At 63.1% G+C, this 16,304-nt stretch carries 17 protein-coding genes; 11 read left to right on the plus strand and 6 right to left on the minus strand.

The features are described 5' to 3' along the window. Positions 1-216: 216 nt before the first annotated feature. Positions 217-1,353: a PQQ-dependent sugar dehydrogenase gene (locus QZ656_RS14525; RefSeq protein WP_291994073.1), complete on the minus strand. Its 1,137-nt coding sequence runs from the start codon at positions 1,351-1,353 to the stop codon at positions 217-219. 189 nt (positions 1,354-1,542) lie between these two features. Here QZ656_RS14525 and QZ656_RS14530 point away from each other — a divergent pair, with 189 nt between their 5' ends. The 4 genes from QZ656_RS14530 to QZ656_RS14545 all read left to right on the plus strand — a co-directional run bounded on the left by QZ656_RS14530 (position 1,543) and on the right by QZ656_RS14545 (position 4,689). Beyond that, the gene (locus QZ656_RS14530; RefSeq protein WP_291994074.1) at positions 1,543-2,373 is read left to right on the plus strand and encodes a DUF2092 domain-containing protein; all 831 of its coding nucleotides are present in this window, start codon (positions 1,543-1,545) and stop codon (positions 2,371-2,373) included. Further along, the gene (locus QZ656_RS14535; RefSeq protein ID WP_291994075.1) at positions 2,370-2,855 is read left to right on the plus strand and encodes a hypothetical protein; all 486 of its coding nucleotides are present in this window, start codon (positions 2,370-2,372) and stop codon (positions 2,853-2,855) included. Before QZ656_RS14530 ends, QZ656_RS14535 begins: the two co-directional genes overlap by 4 nt. Before the next feature lie 193 nt (positions 2,856-3,048). Beyond that, entirely contained in the window at positions 3,049-3,627 is a 579-nt protein-coding gene (locus QZ656_RS14540; RefSeq protein WP_291994076.1) for an NnrU family protein, read from the plus strand. A gap of 45 nt (positions 3,628-3,672) precedes the next feature. Continuing rightward, a complete protein-coding gene (locus QZ656_RS14545; RefSeq protein WP_291994077.1) occupies positions 3,673-4,689 on the plus strand; it encodes an MBL fold metallo-hydrolase in 1,017 nt (338 codons plus the stop codon). An 88-nt stretch (positions 4,690-4,777) separates the two neighbouring features. Here the strand turns inward: QZ656_RS14545 and kefC are convergent, their stop codons facing one another. The 3 genes from kefC to QZ656_RS14560 all read right to left on the minus strand — a co-directional run bounded on the left by kefC (position 4,778) and on the right by QZ656_RS14560 (position 7,928). Next, the gene (gene kefC / locus QZ656_RS14550; RefSeq protein WP_291994078.1) at positions 4,778-6,622 is read right to left on the minus strand and encodes a glutathione-regulated potassium-efflux system protein KefC; all 1,845 of its coding nucleotides are present in this window, start codon (positions 6,620-6,622) and stop codon (positions 4,778-4,780) included. Positions 6,623-7,371: 749 nt separating this feature from the next. Continuing rightward, positions 7,372-7,662, minus strand: coding sequence for a type II toxin-antitoxin system RelE/ParE family toxin (locus QZ656_RS14555; protein ID WP_366522175.1), 291 nt, complete (start codon positions 7,660-7,662; stop codon positions 7,372-7,374). Beyond that, a complete protein-coding gene (locus QZ656_RS14560; RefSeq protein WP_291994080.1) occupies positions 7,662-7,928 on the minus strand; it encodes a type II toxin-antitoxin system ParD family antitoxin in 267 nt (88 codons plus the stop codon). Before QZ656_RS14560 ends, QZ656_RS14555 begins: the two co-directional genes overlap by 1 nt. Positions 7,929-8,070: 142 nt before the next feature. Between QZ656_RS14560 and QZ656_RS14565 the strand changes: the two genes are divergently transcribed. From QZ656_RS14565 to QZ656_RS14575, 3 genes are read left to right on the plus strand one after another with little or no spacing between them, the layout of a single operon-like run. Then, complete coding sequence (locus QZ656_RS14565) at positions 8,071-8,811, plus strand: site-specific integrase (RefSeq protein ID WP_291994223.1); 741 nt, start codon at positions 8,071-8,073, stop codon at positions 8,809-8,811. Next, positions 8,784-8,978 carry a tyrosine-type recombinase/integrase gene (locus tag QZ656_RS14570; RefSeq protein WP_291994081.1) on the plus strand — a complete coding sequence of 65 codons (195 nt, stop codon included), beginning with the start codon at positions 8,784-8,786 and terminating at the stop codon, positions 8,976-8,978. Before QZ656_RS14565 ends, QZ656_RS14570 begins: the two co-directional genes overlap by 28 nt. Next, positions 8,975-10,081, plus strand: coding sequence for a transposase (locus tag QZ656_RS14575; RefSeq protein ID WP_291991620.1), 1,107 nt, complete (start codon positions 8,975-8,977; stop codon positions 10,079-10,081). Before QZ656_RS14570 ends, QZ656_RS14575 begins: the two co-directional genes overlap by 4 nt. A gap of 480 nt (positions 10,082-10,561) precedes the next feature. Here QZ656_RS14575 and QZ656_RS14580 read toward each other — a convergent pair whose 3' ends face one another. After that, entirely contained in the window at positions 10,562-11,659 is a 1,098-nt protein-coding gene (locus QZ656_RS14580) for an ISAs1 family transposase (protein WP_291993843.1), read from the minus strand. Positions 11,660-11,834: 175 nt separating this feature from the next. Between QZ656_RS14580 and QZ656_RS14585 the strand changes: the two genes are divergently transcribed. Continuing rightward, positions 11,835-13,082, plus strand: coding sequence for a site-specific integrase (locus tag QZ656_RS14585; protein ID WP_291994082.1), 1,248 nt, complete (start codon positions 11,835-11,837; stop codon positions 13,080-13,082). Between the two features lie 133 nt (positions 13,083-13,215). Here QZ656_RS14585 and QZ656_RS14590 read toward each other — a convergent pair whose 3' ends face one another. Further along, positions 13,216-13,785, minus strand: coding sequence for a hypothetical protein (locus QZ656_RS14590; protein WP_291994083.1), 570 nt, complete (start codon positions 13,783-13,785; stop codon positions 13,216-13,218). A 344-nt stretch (positions 13,786-14,129) separates the two neighbouring features. Here QZ656_RS14590 and ssb point away from each other — a divergent pair, with 344 nt between their 5' ends. The 3 genes from ssb (at position 14,130) to QZ656_RS14605 (ending at position 16,292) form a co-directional block, all read left to right on the plus strand. Next, on the plus strand, positions 14,130-14,579 hold the full coding sequence (gene ssb / locus QZ656_RS14595) for a single-stranded DNA-binding protein (protein ID WP_291994084.1): 450 nt from the start codon (positions 14,130-14,132) through the stop codon (positions 14,577-14,579). An 83-nt stretch (positions 14,580-14,662) separates the two neighbouring features. Then, positions 14,663-14,911 (plus strand): hypothetical protein, encoded by a 249-nt coding sequence (locus tag QZ656_RS14600; RefSeq protein WP_291994085.1) that lies wholly within the window; start codon positions 14,663-14,665, stop codon positions 14,909-14,911. Between the two features lie 547 nt (positions 14,912-15,458). After that, the gene (locus tag QZ656_RS14605) at positions 15,459-16,292 is read left to right on the plus strand and encodes a PD-(D/E)XK nuclease-like domain-containing protein (RefSeq protein ID WP_291994086.1); all 834 of its coding nucleotides are present in this window, start codon (positions 15,459-15,461) and stop codon (positions 16,290-16,292) included. Positions 16,293-16,304 lie beyond the last annotated feature (12 nt).

A 16,304-nucleotide genomic window follows, 5' to 3' on the forward strand; every position in this document is an offset into this window, starting at 1 on the left:
GCCGAAGCTTTGCTGGCCGAGATCGTCGCCTGGCTGGCGCGCGTCCTTGCGCTGCCCGGCCACGTCGCTATGCCCGGCATGCTCGGCGGCTCAAGCCCACGAGTGGCGGCCAGCCGTGCCGTGACGATTGGCGCTCGACAAGTCTGGCCAGGGAGAACCGCCATGAACAGCGATCGCAACAGCAAGGAATCGCAGCATCCGCTTGGCGGCAGCCGTTCAGCGGCGATAGCTGATGCGATAGATCGCGCCGGCGTGGTCGTCGGCGACCAGCAGCGAGCCGTCGGGCAATACCAGCACGTCGGCGGGGCGCCCCCAAACGCTTTCGCCACCTTGCTCATCGAGCCAGCCGCTGGCGAAAGTTTCATAGGCGATCGCCTGGCTGCCTTGCACGCGCACCAGCGTGAGTCGGTAGCCGATCTTCTGCGAACGGTTCCACGAGCCGTGCTCGGCGATGAAGATCTGGTTGCGGTACTCGGGCGGGAACATCGTTCCGGTATAGAAGCGCATGCCCAGCGCCGCGGCGTGCGGCGCCAGCTTCTGCGTGGGTGCGAGGAATTCGTCGCAGCGACGGCCGGTGCCGAATTCGGGATCGGGCAGGTCGCCGCCGTGGCAGTACGGATAGCCGAAATGGGCGCCGCGCCCGCCGGGCGTGCCGGCGCGCGCGACGCGGTTGAGTTCGTCGGGCGGCAGGTCGTCGCCGAGAAGATCGCGGCCGTTGTCGGTGAACCACAAGTCGCCGGTCTGTGGCTGCCAGTCGAAGCCGACGCTGTTGCGAACGCCGCGGGCGACGATTTCCCGGTCGCTGCCGTCGTCATTCATGCGCAGAATATTGGCGTAGCGCTGCGCATCGGGTTCGCAGATGTTGCACGGCGCGCCGACCGGAACGTAGAGTTTGCCATCGGGGCCGAAGGCGATGAACTTCCAGCCATGATGCGTCTCGCTCGGCAAGCGGTCGGTCACCAGAACGGGCGTCGGCGGGTCGTCCAGGCGGCGCTCGATGTCGTCGTAACGCAGGATTCGGTTCACCGCCGAGACGTACAGACTGCCGTCCTTGTAGGCGACGCCGACCGGCCGCTGCAGGCCGCTGGCGACGACGCCTACGCGGCGTACGGCGTAGCTGGCGTCGAAGCGCAGCGCATGCACTTTGCCGGCGTGCATCGAACCGACGAAAAGCGTGCCGCCACGGTCATCGTGGCGGCCAAGCGCCATCTGCCGGGCGTTGTCGACACGCGCCCAGGTTTCGATGGCGAAACCCGGCGGCAACTTGATGCGCTGCAGCGGCAAGTCAGCTGCCGCCAGTGTTGTCGACAGCAGCGCCAGCGCCAGTCCAAAGCCAGTTGCGATTCTGCGCATGTCGGTTCCTCGCCTCGTCAGTAGTGTGCCGGCAGGCCGCGTTCTCCGGGGCCGCGCCGGCCCGGCGCCGGCGGCCAGTGTGCCAGTTCTTCGCGCTCTTGCGAATGCCGCCTTCGGCCAGGGCAGCCGGGGCATGCGCCAGCACTCGATATCGGCGATACTTGCGGCTTGACAATGGCGGAGAAGACGATGAAACGAAACACGGTGGTGCATCTTTTCGGCGGCACAGCGCTGGCCGCTGCGGTGCTTTTTGGCGGCGCTGCCCCGGCCTTGGCCGACGACAAGCCGGCGCCGTCGGCGGCGCCCGCGCAGATGATGATCACGGACGAACGCGCGCTGACGCTGCTGCAGGGCATGAGCGACACCCTGGCGAAAGCGCGAACGCTCGCCTTCAAGGTGCGCAGCCTGGTGCCGCTGCAAGCGCCGACCGGCCAGTACATCAGCCTTTTCGCCTCGTCGCGGGTGCTGCTGCAACGCCCTGACCGGCTATTCGTCGAGTCGCGCGGCGACCTGCTGCCGAACGACCTGTACTACAACGGCAAGACGGTGACGGTGATCGGGCCGGCGAGGAATTTCTACGCGCAGCAGGAAGTTGCCGGTAGCAGTCTCGACGCCATCCTCGACAAGGAACTGCCAGCCGCAGACAGCCTGGCGCCCTTCGTCGATCTCCTGGTTTCCGACCCCTACGCGCGCCTCACCAAGGATCTGTCGAGTGCCCTGCTGGTCGGGCAAACGACGATCGGCGGCGTTGCCACCGATCACCTGGCCTTCACCTCGCCGGGTGTCGACTGGGAGGTCTGGATCGGCGCGCAGGACAAGCTGCCGCGCCTGGCCGTCGCCTCGTATCGCGGCGCCGAGCGCCAGCCCAGCTTCAGCGTCGAGTTCTCGGACTGGCGGCTCAACGCAGCGCTGCCGGCGCGGGCCTTCGACGTCGCCATCCCGAAAGACGCGGTGAAGCTCGACTTCAAGCTGCAAGGCCTGGCACAGTCCAAACAAGCCGAGAAAGGAGCAATGCAATGACCCACCTCAAGACCCTGATTCTCGGCGTCGCGGCGACCGCCAGCGTGCTCGTTCCGCTGGCCGACGCGAACGCCTGGGTGGCCGCCGGCAGAGGCTGGGGCGGACGCGGCTTCGTTGCCGCGGGTCATCCGTACCACGGTGGCGGCTATTACCATGGCGGCGGCTACTACCACGGCGGCTGCTACGGCTGCGGTGCCGCTGCGGGCGCCGTCGCTGGCCTGGCCGTCGGCGCGATGGCCGGGGCCGCGATCGCCAGCGCGTCGCAACCCGCGGTCGTCGTCCAGCAGCCGGTCTACGTCGCTTCACCGCCGGTTTATGCCGTCCAGGGCAATTTGCCGATCGGCAGCCAGTACGCGGTGTTGCCGCCGGGTGCGCGCAGCATGACGGTAAACGGCGCGACCTATTACCAGAGCGGGCCAACCTGGTACAAGCCCTACTTCGGCTCGAGCGGCGTCTATTACGAAGTGGTGCCGACGCCCTGATCGCACGCGTACCCCGGCCAGCGGGCGTGTTGACGCCTGACTGGCGCGGCGCTGGTCGGGGCGTAGTGAATCTTCCCGGCGTTGAAGCACGGGCGGCTTCGCGGCCAGCGACGAGGCGTTGCGGCGTGACAGCTGCACCGGCTACCATGTGCCTGCTGCAGCTTCACCACTTCGCCTTCTCCTCGCTCATACCATGACCACTCTAATCCTCGGCATCGTGATCTTTCTCGGCGTCCATTCGGTGCGCATTTTCGCCGACGCCTGGCGCAGCGCGGTGCGTGCGCGCATCGGCGCGAACGCCTGGAAGGGCGGCTACTCGCTACTGTCCTTGTTCGGCTTCGTGCTGTTGGTCTGGGGATATGGCCAGGCGCGGCTCGATCCCGTGCTGCTGTGGACGCCGCTGCTGTGGACGCGCCACCTTGCCGCGCTATTGATGCTGCCGTCGTTCATCCTGCTGGTCGCCGCCTATGTGCCGCAGAACGGCATCAAGGCGCGCGTGCACCATCCCATGGTGCTGGCCGTGAAGGTCTGGGCGCTGGCGCACCTGCTCGCCAACCACACGCTGGCCGACCTGCTTCTGTTTGGCAGCCTGCTGCTCTGGGCGGTGCTCGATTTCCGCTCGTCGCGGCAGCGCGACCGTGCGGCGAACACCGTCTATCCGGCGGGCACGCTGAGCGGCACTGTCGCCACGGTGGCGGTGGGCGCCGTCGCCTGGGCCGTGTTCGCCTTCTGGGCGCACGGCTGGCTGTTTGGCGTGCGGCCCTTCGGCTGACGCGCCGGCGCTGGCCGGCGAATTTCAGCCACTGCTGCCCTCGACATGCGCCCCTCTTGCCATCTGCAACTGGTCAATCCACCCTTCGGCGATCCCGGGCTGCACGTCGACTTCTTGTTCGAAAAGCGCGCGCTGCTCTTCGATCTCGGCGACATCCGCGCGCTGCCGGCACGCCAGCTGCTGCGCGTCAGCCATGTGTTTGTGTCGCACACGCACATGGACCATTTCATCGGTTTCGACTGGCTGCTGCGCGTCTCGCTCGGGCGGGCGAACGCGATCGAGCTGTTCGGGCCGCCCGGTATCCTGGCGCAGGTGGAAGCCAAGCTTGCGGCCTACACCTGGAATCTGGTGCACAACTACGCGGGAAACTTCACCCTGGTGGTCGGCGAATGGCACCCCGACGGCCGCCTCGAACGAGCGCGCTTCGCGTGCCGCAAGTGCTTCCAGCGCGAGCCGCTGCCCGCCACTCACTCCCCGGACGGACTGCTCGTCGCCGAGAAGAGCTTCCAGGTGCGGGCGACTTTCCTCGATCACGAAGTGCCCGTGCTGGGCTTTGCGCTCGACGAGCCGCGGCACGTCAAGGTCTGGAAGAACTGCCTGGAAGAGATGGGGCTGCAAGTTGGCCCGTGGTTGCAAGCGCTCAAGCAGGCCGTCCTTGCTGGCGCGGCTGACGATACGCCGGTGCGTGCGTTGTGGAAGAGCGAGGGCCGCACGGTCGAGCGAACTCTCGCGCTCGCCGACCTCGAAGCGGCGCTGACGATCGTCCCCGGCAGCCGCATCGCCTACGTCACCGACGTCGTTTATCACGCAGAAAACGTCGAGCGCATCGTGACGCTGGCGCGCGACGCCGACGTGCTGTTCATCGAAGCCGTCTTCCTCGACGAGGACGCCGCGCAGGCGGCGCGCAAGTTTCACCTGACGGCAAAGCAGGCCGGAAGCATTGCCCGCGCGGCGGCGGCACGGCAGGTGATCCCGTTTCATTTTTCACCACGCTACGAGAAGCGGGAAGCCGAGTTGCGCGCGGAGTTGGCACAGTCGGTACAGTCGTTCGGCGCTGGCTAGCCGCGCGGCTCGTCAATCGCGGCTGAGCGTCTGGCGCGCTGGCCTTCGCCATCGACAAGCGCTAGCCGCCGGCAGTGCCACGCGACGCTCAGCTATCGTCCGACGCTGGCTCTTTCTGTCGCTGGCGCTGGCGCGCGGCACGTTCCAGCCGCTCCTGCGCCATCTGTTCCTCGAGTTGCTGGCGGCCCTGCTTGACGACGGCGATCATCCGGGCGCGGTCCTGGTGGTGGGGATGCAGAAGTTCGAAGAGCTCCAGGTTGTGGGTGCGGAAACGTGTCGTCGTCAGCTGTGCGTCCGCGGCCGAATGGCCGAGCACCTCGAGCACTTCGCGCGCACTGCACAGACTTGCTTCGAATAACTCGCGCTGGACGCGCATCACCTGGTGGTCACGCAACTGGTTCCAGTGGGTGACGTCGCGCGCCCGCGCGACGATTTCCAGATTCGGGAAATGTTCGCGCACCAGGTCGACGATCTTCAGCGATTGTTCGACATCGTCGACCGCCAGCACCAGCACCCGCGCACTCGCCGCACCGGCCGTACGCAGCAGGTCGAGCCGCGACGCGTCACCATAAAAAACGCGGTAACCGAAGCTGCGCGCGGCCTCGACCATTTCCGCGTCGTGGTCGAGAATCGTGCACGCGACGCCCTCGGCGAGCATCACGCGGGTGACGATCTGCCCGTAACGCCCGAAGCCGGCGATCAGGATCGGCGCGTCCTGGGCTTCCGAGATTTCTTCAAGAGCAACCTGCCGCCGGCTCGCGTAACGCGGCAGCAGCCATTTGTCGACGGCCACCAGCAACAAGGGCGAGACCAGCATCGAGACCGCCACCGCACCGATCAGCAGCGACGCCGTTTCCGGTGCAAAGACACGCGCGCCAGCCGCCGCCTGAAAGACCACGAAGGCGAATTCCCCACCCTGCGCGAGCAATAGCGTAAACACCGGCCGGTCCTGGAACGGCACCCCCATCTTCCACGCGAGCGTATAGATGACCGCCAGCTTGAGGACCAGGAAACCGACGACGATGGCGGTCATCAGCAGCGGCGAGGCGATCAACACGCCGAAGTCGATGCTCATCCCGACAGCGATGAAAAACAGCCCCAGCAGCAGGCCCTTGAAGGGTTCGATGTCGGTTTCCAGCGCCCGTCGGTATTCACTCTCGGCCAGCAGAACCCCGGCCAGAAAGGCGCCGAGCGCCATCGACAGCCCGACCTGATGCATCAGTCCGGCGATACCGACGACCAGTAGCAGCGACGCCGCCGTGAAGATCTCCGGCGTCCGCGAGCACGCGATCCAACGCAAGAGCGGGCGCACCAGCAAGCGTCCGCCCAGCACGATGGCGGCGATGACGCCGACAATCCTGGCGGCCTCGACTCCGTGGTTGACGGGTGCGCTGCCGACATCGCCAACGACGCCGGTCGCCAGCAAGGGCAGCAGCGCCAGGATCGGGATCGCCGCGACGTCCTGGAACAGCAGAATGGCAAAAGCCGAGCGGCCGCTGGAAGTCGGCATCAGATTGCGCTCGCCCATCACCTGCAGGGCAATCGCCGTGCTCGACAGCGCCAGCCCCAGAGCGGCGACGAGGGCAATACGCCAGGGCACGCCGGCGAGGATCGCCAGCGTCGCCAGCACCGCCGCGCAGCCGACAAGCTGCGCACCGCCCCAGCCAAAGATCGGCCGCCGCATACTCCACAGCCGCTTCGGATCGAGTTCCAGGCCGACCAGGAAAAGCATCAGCACGACGCCAAACTCGGCGAAATGCAGGATGTCCTCGACGTTCGCGACCAGCCCCAGGCCCCACGGCCCGATGACGATTCCCGCCGCCAGGTAGCCGATGATCGCGCCGAGCCCCAGCGCCTTGCTCAGCGGTACGGCGATGACTGCCGCACTCAGGTAGATGAAGCTGTTGACCAGCCAGGTCGGTGCGTCGTCCATGGTCGATTCTCGGGGTGTGATCGAAAGCATCCGCGAGCCTCTTGCAGGGCTCGCGCTGCTGCGTGGTTCCAGTTGCTGCCGACAAAATTTGCCGACGCCGCTGGCCAATGGCTGAGAAAAGCGTTTCTCGAGACCGCTATCGCGATGTTGGCATGAAAGCCACCAGCCAACGCGAAGCGATCATACAAGACCTTGGGCTGCCAATCCGCTAGCGAGCCAGCAAGCGCAGCGTGTTGCCGCTCGACGACAGGCTACTGCTGGCGATCCGCCCGCGCAGCGCTCTCTGCGCTGCCGACAACTCGCGGCCGACGGCGGTGGCCAGCGCCGGGTAGCTTCCGTCAACGTCGGCAGCGTCCGCCGCGCCACGCCTGAACTCGTCCTGCGTAGCGCGCTGATCTGGGTAAGCATCGGATCAGAAATTTGCCGCTGGCGTGGTGTTGGAGGCTGGGGGCGCAAGCCAATTTCCCACGCCGAAAGGGTTTCGCGCTGGTTTCAAGCCTGCCGAGACGCTCGTCGCGAATGCCGCAACACGACACCAGGCGGCGCGTCATTGCGAGGAGGCAAAGCCGACGTGGCAATCCAGTTCCATCGTCTCACTACTCTTGCCCCGCATCGACAAGGCGTAGGCCAAACGTCTGGATTGCCGCGTCGGCTGCGCCTCCTCGCAATGACGATGGGAGGGGGCAGACGCTGCGGCTTGTTGTCGCTCCAGAACATGTAGTGGTCAAACAATTCCGGACGCCGCAACGTCACCGGTGAAACGCTGTCGCCACGTCACGAGCGCTGTGCAGGACACGCGCAATTCGAACACCGTCCTCATCTTTCCGGTAGAAAATAAGGTAACGCCCGTGCGGCAGTACTCGCACGCCATCGCCCAGCTCGGGGCGCGGCGCACCGATACCCGGCTGAACGGTGAGCCTGCCGCAATCCGCTTCAAGTTCATCGACGAACGATTTCGCACGAGCCGGATTGTCCTGGGCAATGAAAGCGGTGATTTCGATCAGGTCGAGCTGGCTCTCAGGCGAGAACTCCAGACGCATCACTCGCCCTCACCGGCGGCAATTTCGTCGATCCGCCGCCGCAAGTTCTCGAACACCTGCCCGGCAGGAATCCCCGGTCTACCGTCCATGCCTCTCTGCACTTCGGCCCGTAGCGCCTCAAGCTTGAGGGCTCGCAGCTTTTCCTGGTCTTCGAGCATCCGCAGGCCTTCGCGGACGACCTCGCTGGCGTTGTTGTACCGCCCCGACGAGAGTTGCGACTTCACGAACTCTTCAAAGTGGGAGCCGAGCGCGACACTGGTTGGCATATCAGACCTCCAACGAATAGTTGGACGAAGCCGCTACGCGGAGGAAACCCCGGTGCTGTCGTCGCGTTGACTCAAGATGTGACCTCGCCCCTCATCCGAGGGATGTTCATGACGAATGCGAGGTTACCGCAAGATGGAAGAGATGTCCCCTGTCGCAACGACGATTTTTGACACGAACTACGAGCTGCACCAGAAGCACCTGAAGCTCAAGGGCTTGCAGCCGAAGACGATCGACGCGTATTCGCGCGCGGTCCGCCGGGTGGGAGATTACTTCGCTCATCAGATCGACGATCTGAGCGAGGCCGACCTGTTGGATTACTTCGCCGACCTGCGTGAGACGCACTCCTGGAGTTCGCTCAAGCTCGATCTGTACGGGCTCAAGTTCTACTACGAGCACGTGCTGAAGAAACCCTGGGTGGCGCCCGGTCTGATCAAGCCGCCGCGCTCGCTGCGCCTGCCGGACATCGTCACGGTCGAGGAGACCGAGCGTATTTTCCTGGCCACGCAGGTGCTCAGTTACCGGGTCTTCTTCTTCACCCTCTACAGTCTCGGCCTGCGCCTGGGCGAAGGCTTACGGCTGACGGTCGCCGACATCGACGGCGCGCGCGGGCGGGTGCATATCCGGGATGCCAAGGGCAACAAGGATCGCCTGGTGCCGCTGCCGACGGCCACCTACCGACTCCTGCGTTGTTTCTGGCAGCGCCACCGTAATCCCGTTCTGCTGTTTCCCAATCGCCGCGGCGGCTCGGCGGGCGCACGCACGGCCAGGACGCCGCTCGACCGCGGCGGCGTTCAGAAAGCACTGAAAGCGGTGGTCGAATCCTGCGGGCTAAAAAAAACATTTCGCCGCACAGCTTGCGTCACGCCTATGCCACGCACCTGATCGAGGCGGGCGTCGAGCTCACCGAGGTGCAGAGTATTCTCGGCCATCACTCGATTCTCACGACGGTTCGCTACACCCATCTGACGGATCAAAGCCGGCATCACGCCATCGACCGCATCAACGCGCTGATGGACCGCTTTTGTCTGAGCAAGGGGACGCCGCGATGATCCGCCTCGGCTCTGTCATTGCCGAATTCGAAGCGGACTTCATGACGCAATTTCGCCACCGCCTGAGCTTCGATCAGCTTCGGGCACTCTCGGCGATGCGCGATTGCCGCGGCCCGGCCAGCCCGATGATGCAGCTCCAGTGCGAAGGCTGCGATCAGCAAAAACTCGTTCCGCATTCCTGCGGCCATCGCCTTTGCCCGCACTGCCAGCACCACGAGAGCCAGCAATGGCTGGAACGTCAGATAGAGCGCCTCGTCCCGGCCGACTACTTTCTGCTGACCTTCACGCTGCCGGCCGAATTGCGCGGGCTCGCTGCGGCGCACGCCGACGTCGTCTTCGATGGCTTGATGCGCTGTGCCTGGGAAACGGTGCACCGCTTCAGTCAGAACGACCGGCAGTTGCAGGGCACGCCCGGCGCCATCGCGGTCCTGCACACGCACTCGCGTCGGCTCGACTTCCACCCGCATGTCCATCTCGTCGTCCCCGCGGCAGCGATCGATGCCGCGAAGCAGCGCTGGCGACGCAAGCGGCGCGGCAAGAACGGCACCTACCTGTTCAACGAGAAGGCGATGGCCAAGGTCTTCCGGGCCAAAATGCTGGCGGCGATCGAGGCGGCCGGCATTTGCCTGCCGGCGTCCTATCCGCGGGAATGGGTAGCGCACTGCAAATCGGTGGGCAGCGGCGAGAAGGCCCTGATCTACCTCGGTCGTTACCTCTACCGCGGCGTCATCCGTGAACAGGACATCCTCGCTTGTAAGGATGGGCGGGTGAGCTTCCGCTACCGCAACGCACAAACCGGCAAGTCGGAAAAGCGCTCGCTAGCCGGCGCCGATTTCCTCTGGCTGATCCTCCAGCACGTGCTACCCAAGGGCTTTCGCCGCGCCCGCAATTTCGGCTTCCTGCACGCCAACTGCAAGCGCCTGATCAGTTTGCTGCACCGCTTGCTGAAGTTCGATCCCAGCCGCTTCACGCCGCCGCGCAAGGAGCGGCCAGCGATGCTTTGCCCGTGCTGTGGCTCCGTGATGTCAATTGTCCGGACGCGTATTCGATCAACATCGCCCGCCTTCGTCGCTGCTCCACCGCTCGTCGCGATCGCTGCCTGATCGTGTAAGCCGCCTTCACAGCGCTGTCCGGCCGCCTTTGGGACTTCAGTTTCCCCAAGCTGAGTGACGGGGTCGCCCGGAGTTCAGTGGCCGGGACGCCAAAACGGCCGGATTTGCGCGATCTTCGCTGACGGTGCCGCAGCGCGCGGCGACGGCCCGCTCCCCGCCCTTCGGCATTCATGCCTGCGGGGTAAATCCAAAAAAGATATTTGCAGAGGGCGCGCCCAGCGCTCCGGCCCGGGCTCGTCCAACAAACGGATCAGATCGTGGCTTCGCACGATCTATCCTTATTCGTTGGGCACATTGTTGGGCACATTTTGAGATGTTAGGGGCGCGACCATGGCGAGACTGACCGTGAAGCAATTGCAGGCCCTTTCCGCTATTGACGCAGGTAAGAGGTTGAGCGACGAGCACGCCCTCTACGGTGTCGTGAGAACGCGTGGTGATGCAGCCTCGGTCCAGGGCCTCCGCACTCGGCTGTCATAGCGGTGTGAGGCCCAGCATCGTCATCCGGACATCGTCATCCCAAGCAGCTCCTTTGCGCTTCAAGCGTAAGCTGGCTTTAGTCTTGTCGGTCGTATCCAGACGAATCAGGTTGAGAACGATTTTCTTCAAGAGGGAGAGGTTCTGTGGGGCGTTGTCCTTGCGTACAGTGCTGGCATCTTCACGAAAGCTGACGTCGAGCACCCAGTGAAGGCGGTTTTCTACGCCCCAATGGCCTCGCACCGCGGCCGCCAGCTCTTCGGCGGTCAAGGCACGAGAACTGATGTAGTAGCGTCGCTCGAAGTTCGATTCCTTGTTGCCAACCTTGCGCAGGGAGTCGACCAGGCCGATCGTCTGGCACTTCGGCCAATCGGCCAGATCAACGAGTCCTTGCGCAGGCAAGACCGAGGCGATCTGTCCGACGATTCGACCATGGGACTTGCGGGCCTGACGGTGGCGATCAACGGCCTCGGATTGATACTGGTCGATGAACTCGGTCTCGATGGCTTCCAGCAACGTCGGCTGGTTGCCTTTGACCGCCAGCAGGTAGTCGCCGCCTTGATCCGTGATCTGCCGGGCGATAGTTTTCTGGCAGCCCATGGCGTCGATGGTGACCAGCAACCCATTGATATACAGTGCCTTGAGCAGTTCCGGGATGGCGGTGATCTCATTACTCTTGCTGGCGACCTTTTCCTGACCGAGGACAATACCCAATTCCGTAGCGAAGGCGCTGACCATGTGAATCGCGGTTTCGCCACCACTGCCGGAACCTCGCACCGTCTTGCCATCGAACGCGACGCTGCCTCGCAAGGCGCCGACCACCCCGGCCACCCAGCGGCGAAACGCGACCTCAAATTGCTTCGGGTCAAGCGCTCGGAACACCCGCAGAAACGTCTCCGTGGAGGGAACCCCGTTCTTGAGCACCAGGAATTCACGCAGCCATTTTTCCTTCCGGCGCCCCCAATAGGCGATGTCTTCGATGGTGTCACAATCCGAGAGTACCCCTGCCATGGCAATCACCAAAATCTCCTGAAAGTCATGCAGCGTTCCATTGCTGGGTCTGCGCGGGTCGTCCACTTCCCTCAAGCAGCACATCAGGCTCACTCCCGTCGTCACAGTCATTTCGGTTGTCCAAAAGACGAGAGTAGACCTGATTTCAGTAGGGTTTACAAGTGGTTGTCATAAGCTCGTGAATTTTAACGATTTTCCGCTGATCGAGTATGACAATAAACACTATGCTATCCGAGTGCGGAGGCCCTGAGCCTCGGTCATGTTTCGCTGGAGATACAGATTCGGCGGTCAGGTTAAAGACTACACCTGCGGGACTTGGCCAAAAGACTCGCTCGCCCAGATCCGTCAGGTGCGAGCGGATGCCGCTGCCTACGTCAGTAAGGGTTTGGATCCAACTGAACAGGCGCGCACGCGGAAGCTCTCTGCTCGGGCGGTGCAAGCGGAGGAGCTAGCCAAGCTCAACTGCCGGATTGCTGAGGCCGAATCTTTCAAGTCACGCCTAAGCGTTCGGGCTCTTTTTGATCGCTGGGAAAGGCTTGAGTTGTCGGCGCGGAAGGATGCCGGCAAAGAAGCAAGAAGATCGTTCGAGAAAGACGTGTTCCCCAGCCTGGGTGATGTTGCGGCGGAGGATGTCACGAGGCCGATGGTCGCTCAGGTACTTGACAACGTTGTGGAAAGAGGCGCCCGCATTCTTGCTCGCAACCTCCTCGGCGACATTCGCCAGATGTACGGCTTCGCCATCGTTCGTGGCCTCGTAACTACTGATCCGAGCAGCCACATGAAACGCGATGACTTTGGCAAGAAAGTCGAGCGTAGCCGAGTATTGAGTGAGGACGAGGTTCGTTTGCTCAAGAGCAAGCTGTCGGCGGCCAGAATGGCAAAGACATCGGAACTGGCCGTCTGGATCATCCTCGCGACCTGTTGTCGCGTTGGCGAGCTGTCGATGGCCCGTTGGGATCAGATTGATCTTGAAAAAGGCGTCTGGCGCATCCCCCCAGAAGATGCCAAGAATGGCAAGGAGCACACGGTGTTCTTGTCCGATTTCGCGGTCGATCGGTTCAAGGAGCTTCGCGACATCACGGCTACTTCCTTCAACGCGGAAGGCGTGAAAATTAGATGTCCTTGGGTCTTGCCTTCGCACGATAAGAGCAATCACCTGTGCCTCAAGTCTTTGGCCAAGCAGATCGGCGATCGCCAGCGGGGTGACAGACCAGCACTGAGCAACCGCAGTAGTAACGTGTCATCTCTAATTCTTCCACGGGGGAAATGGACGCCGCACGACCTACGGCGAACTGGAGCCACGTTGATGGGTATGCTCGGTATCCGTCCAGACGTAATTGAAAAGTGCCTTAATCACGTTCAGCAAAACAGACTGGTTCGGATCTATCAGCGCCAAGACCTGACATTAGAGCAGAAGAATGCCTGGAGGAGCCTCGGAGAGCTGCTTGACCTGCTCGGGCGAGATAACTTAGACGATGTCACATCGCTGCCTCGGGTACCGTCATAAAAGCGCCGGAGTGTGACGCCACTTATCTGAGCTCGCCAGCAACGCCACACGTCAGACTGGTCCGGCAGATCTGGCGCCGTGCTCGCTGACGCGAACGCTGAACCGCTCGGTTCCCTGAGGTGTTGATCGCCAGTTACCTTGTCTGCGAGGACTCGTCCGGGGTGCCTGCCGTCTCCAAATCGCGATGCTCCACAGCCGGAAGCTCTTTCTCTTCAGCAACCACCCCACCCGTCTCCTTCCGCCGTGCCGCCAGCACCGCACGCGTAGCGAGCTGCCGGATCTGTCCGGCCAGACGAAGAATCCGCCGCTTCCATTCATAGACTCCGAGCGCGTATTGGCTGTCGGTGATGACGCATGACAGCCAGAGCGCATCCAGGTGGGCCATCATCCCGTCGAACTCGCGGATGATCGCCAGGTACCTGATCGAGCGCGGCGAGGTGATCTGCACATCGATGGTCTTGGCACTGGTGTAGCCGATCGCAGTTTCGATGCCATTGCCCTCGGCAACTTCCTTCAGCCGCAGCGACTCCTTGCGAATCTCGTCCAGAGTCTGGTCGATCTGACTATCGACCAAGGCGTCGACCTCCTGCGCCTGCTCTTCGCTCCCGATGAATCTCAAGACCACGCTCAACGAGAACAGCGCGTTGGCGCACATCTCGTAGCCACGGTCGAAGGTCTGCTTCGCGTGCAGTGAATTGAGCACGGCCTTCTGCGTCAGGAAAGGCCGGCTGTTGTCCTGCCGGACCGATGGAATATGCGTCGAATCGTTCCGCTGTCGCTGTGCCATTTGCCGTCTCCCGGAGTGTCGATCAAGCCCAGCGTATCGCTTGCACTGCGAGCGCGACCTTCGAAAAGCGCCCAGAAGCGACGCATTTCAAACTCCTGCGACGACCGTAGCGGCAGAGAATTCAGCCATCTCTCGTTCCGTCTATGACGATCGAAGTGAAGGTAGCTGGCCTTCTTCATAAACAGCATTCTCTCCAACCCCCGGCGGGGTAGCCCCGTCAGGATACGGCGGCGTCCCTGCCTTCCTTGTCAGGAGGCCCTATGCCCTCGTTGAACAGAGTCACCCTCATCGGCCATCTCGGCGCCGACCCCGAGGTTCGCTACACCCAGAACCGAGAAGCGATTGCCACCATCCGGATCGCGACGACGGAGATCAGCAAGGACAAGTCGTCCGGTGAACGCAAGGAAACCACCGAATGGCACCGCGTGATCTTCTTCAACCGTACCGCCGAAGTCGTCGGCGAGTACCTCAGAAAGGGCTCCCCGATCTACGTCGAAGGCCGCATCCAGACCCGCAAGTGGCAGGACAGCGCAGGTCAGGATCGCTACGTCGTCGAGATCCTCGCCAGCGAGATGCAGATGCTCGGTGCTCGTCCATCGGCGAAAGACGCCAAAGCATCGGGTTCCGTCCCGCTTCGTGCCGACACGGTCTCGTCTAATCAGGCAAGCAGTTCAGCCGGTGACGAAGTGCCGGCCATGGAGCCGTTCTGAGCAGGTCGTCACGTCTTTTCCCCACCGGACGGTCATTCTCCCGGGCCGGGAGCCGACCGTCCTTCACCTCAGGAGGTTCGCTCATGGAACGTGTCATTCTCGTCATCACCATGCTGGCAGGGCTTCAGTTGCTGCTGTCGTTTCTCCGTTACTCAGCACAAGGCCTCAAGAGCTTGTTGAACCGTAGACCCGAAGCGACGGCAGCGTCCGAACCGGTGAAGGTCACGAGCACCCTTTGGCAGCAATACGACCGACCGGCTTACCAGCGCCGGACCGGGATCGACATCGATCCCGCCAAGAGCGGTGAGGCTTCGTTTGAAGTGATCGCCTGAACGCTCATCCCCCTGCGGGGCATCGCCTCCGCATCAGGGGAGGGATGCCCTTTATTTCTTAATGGAGGCATCTCATGGCACTCGTTCTTCTTTCTTGCTGCATCACCGGCTGGATCATCAGCCGTCCGATCATTCGCGCGCTGGGGCTCTGAAGATGGCTTTCGACCCCGCACACGATCAAGTCCTGCAATCCAACCCGCTTCTCGTTCGGCTTTTTTCGGCGCTGTCGATGGCGCGTGCTTGCGATCTCCACCAGAGACTCCAGGCAGGGCGCACCGACCCGGAAACCCGCCGGCTGCTCCGACGGGCTCTGATCCTCTCGAAGCAAGAACAAGCAGCGAACTGAACCACGCCCCGGCTTGCCGGGGCTTTCCCGAGTGCGTTTCCAAAGCGCCCTCCGGAAAGCAGCCTTTGATCGAGCGATTCTTCGCCCGAGCAAGTCGCGGTAGCTGGCCGCACGAAACAAACAGCATTTTCATCCACCCAGCCGGGGAGGCCATCTCCGGAAGGGGCAGGTGACTCCGGCTTTTTTTCTTCTGGAGGCACCATGGACGTCAAACATCCTGGCCTGCTGCGCATGCCGGCCAAGCAATACCACGCGGATCAATCGATCGGCCATTCGGGAATCATCAAACTGCTCAAGAGCCCCGCGCATCTGCGCGAAGCCCTCGATCATCCGTCGCCACCCACGCCGGCGATGGCGTTTGGTACCGCGGTTCACACCCACGTCCTCGAACCGGATCGTTTTTCCGAAGAGTTCGCAGTGGTCGAGAAGTTTGATCGCCGCACCAAGGAAGGCAAGGAAGCCGCCGCCCGCTTCGAGCAAGAGAATCAGGGCAAAACCCTGATCACTTCCGACGACCTGGCGACATTGACCCGAGTGCGCGCCGCCGTTCACGCGCACGAGGGGGCGGCCCGCCTGTTCAAGCAAGGAGAAGCCGAGCTGTCGGCGTTCTGGACAGACCCGCTCACCGGGATCCCCTGTCGCTGTCGTCCGGACTGGTTCAACGGGACGGCCGTGGTCGATCTCAAGAGCTGTGTCGATGCCAGCAGTCGGGGCTTTTCTCGCGCCATCGCCAACCTCGGCTACGACATTCAAGCGGCGTTCTACGTCGATGGAATGAAAGCCGTGACCGGCACGGAGCTGCCCTTTCTCTTTGTCGCCGTCGAGAAGGAGGCACCCCATGCCGTGGCGCTTTACCGGGCTGACCCCGAAATCATCGAGGTCGGTCGCAAGAAGTACCGGGCAGCACTGCAGCTTCTGAAGTGGTGCCAGGATTCTGGCAGCTGGCCGGCTTACCAGCCCGGGGGTGAGATCGAATTGATCTCGCTACCGCGTTGGGCTGCCAACGCCGACGCCTTCGAGTTCGACGCCGCCTGATCGGCGGCTATT

Source organism: Candidatus Accumulibacter sp. ACC003, assembly GCF_907163085.1.
Lineage (GTDB): Bacteria > Pseudomonadota > Gammaproteobacteria > Burkholderiales > Rhodocyclaceae > Accumulibacter.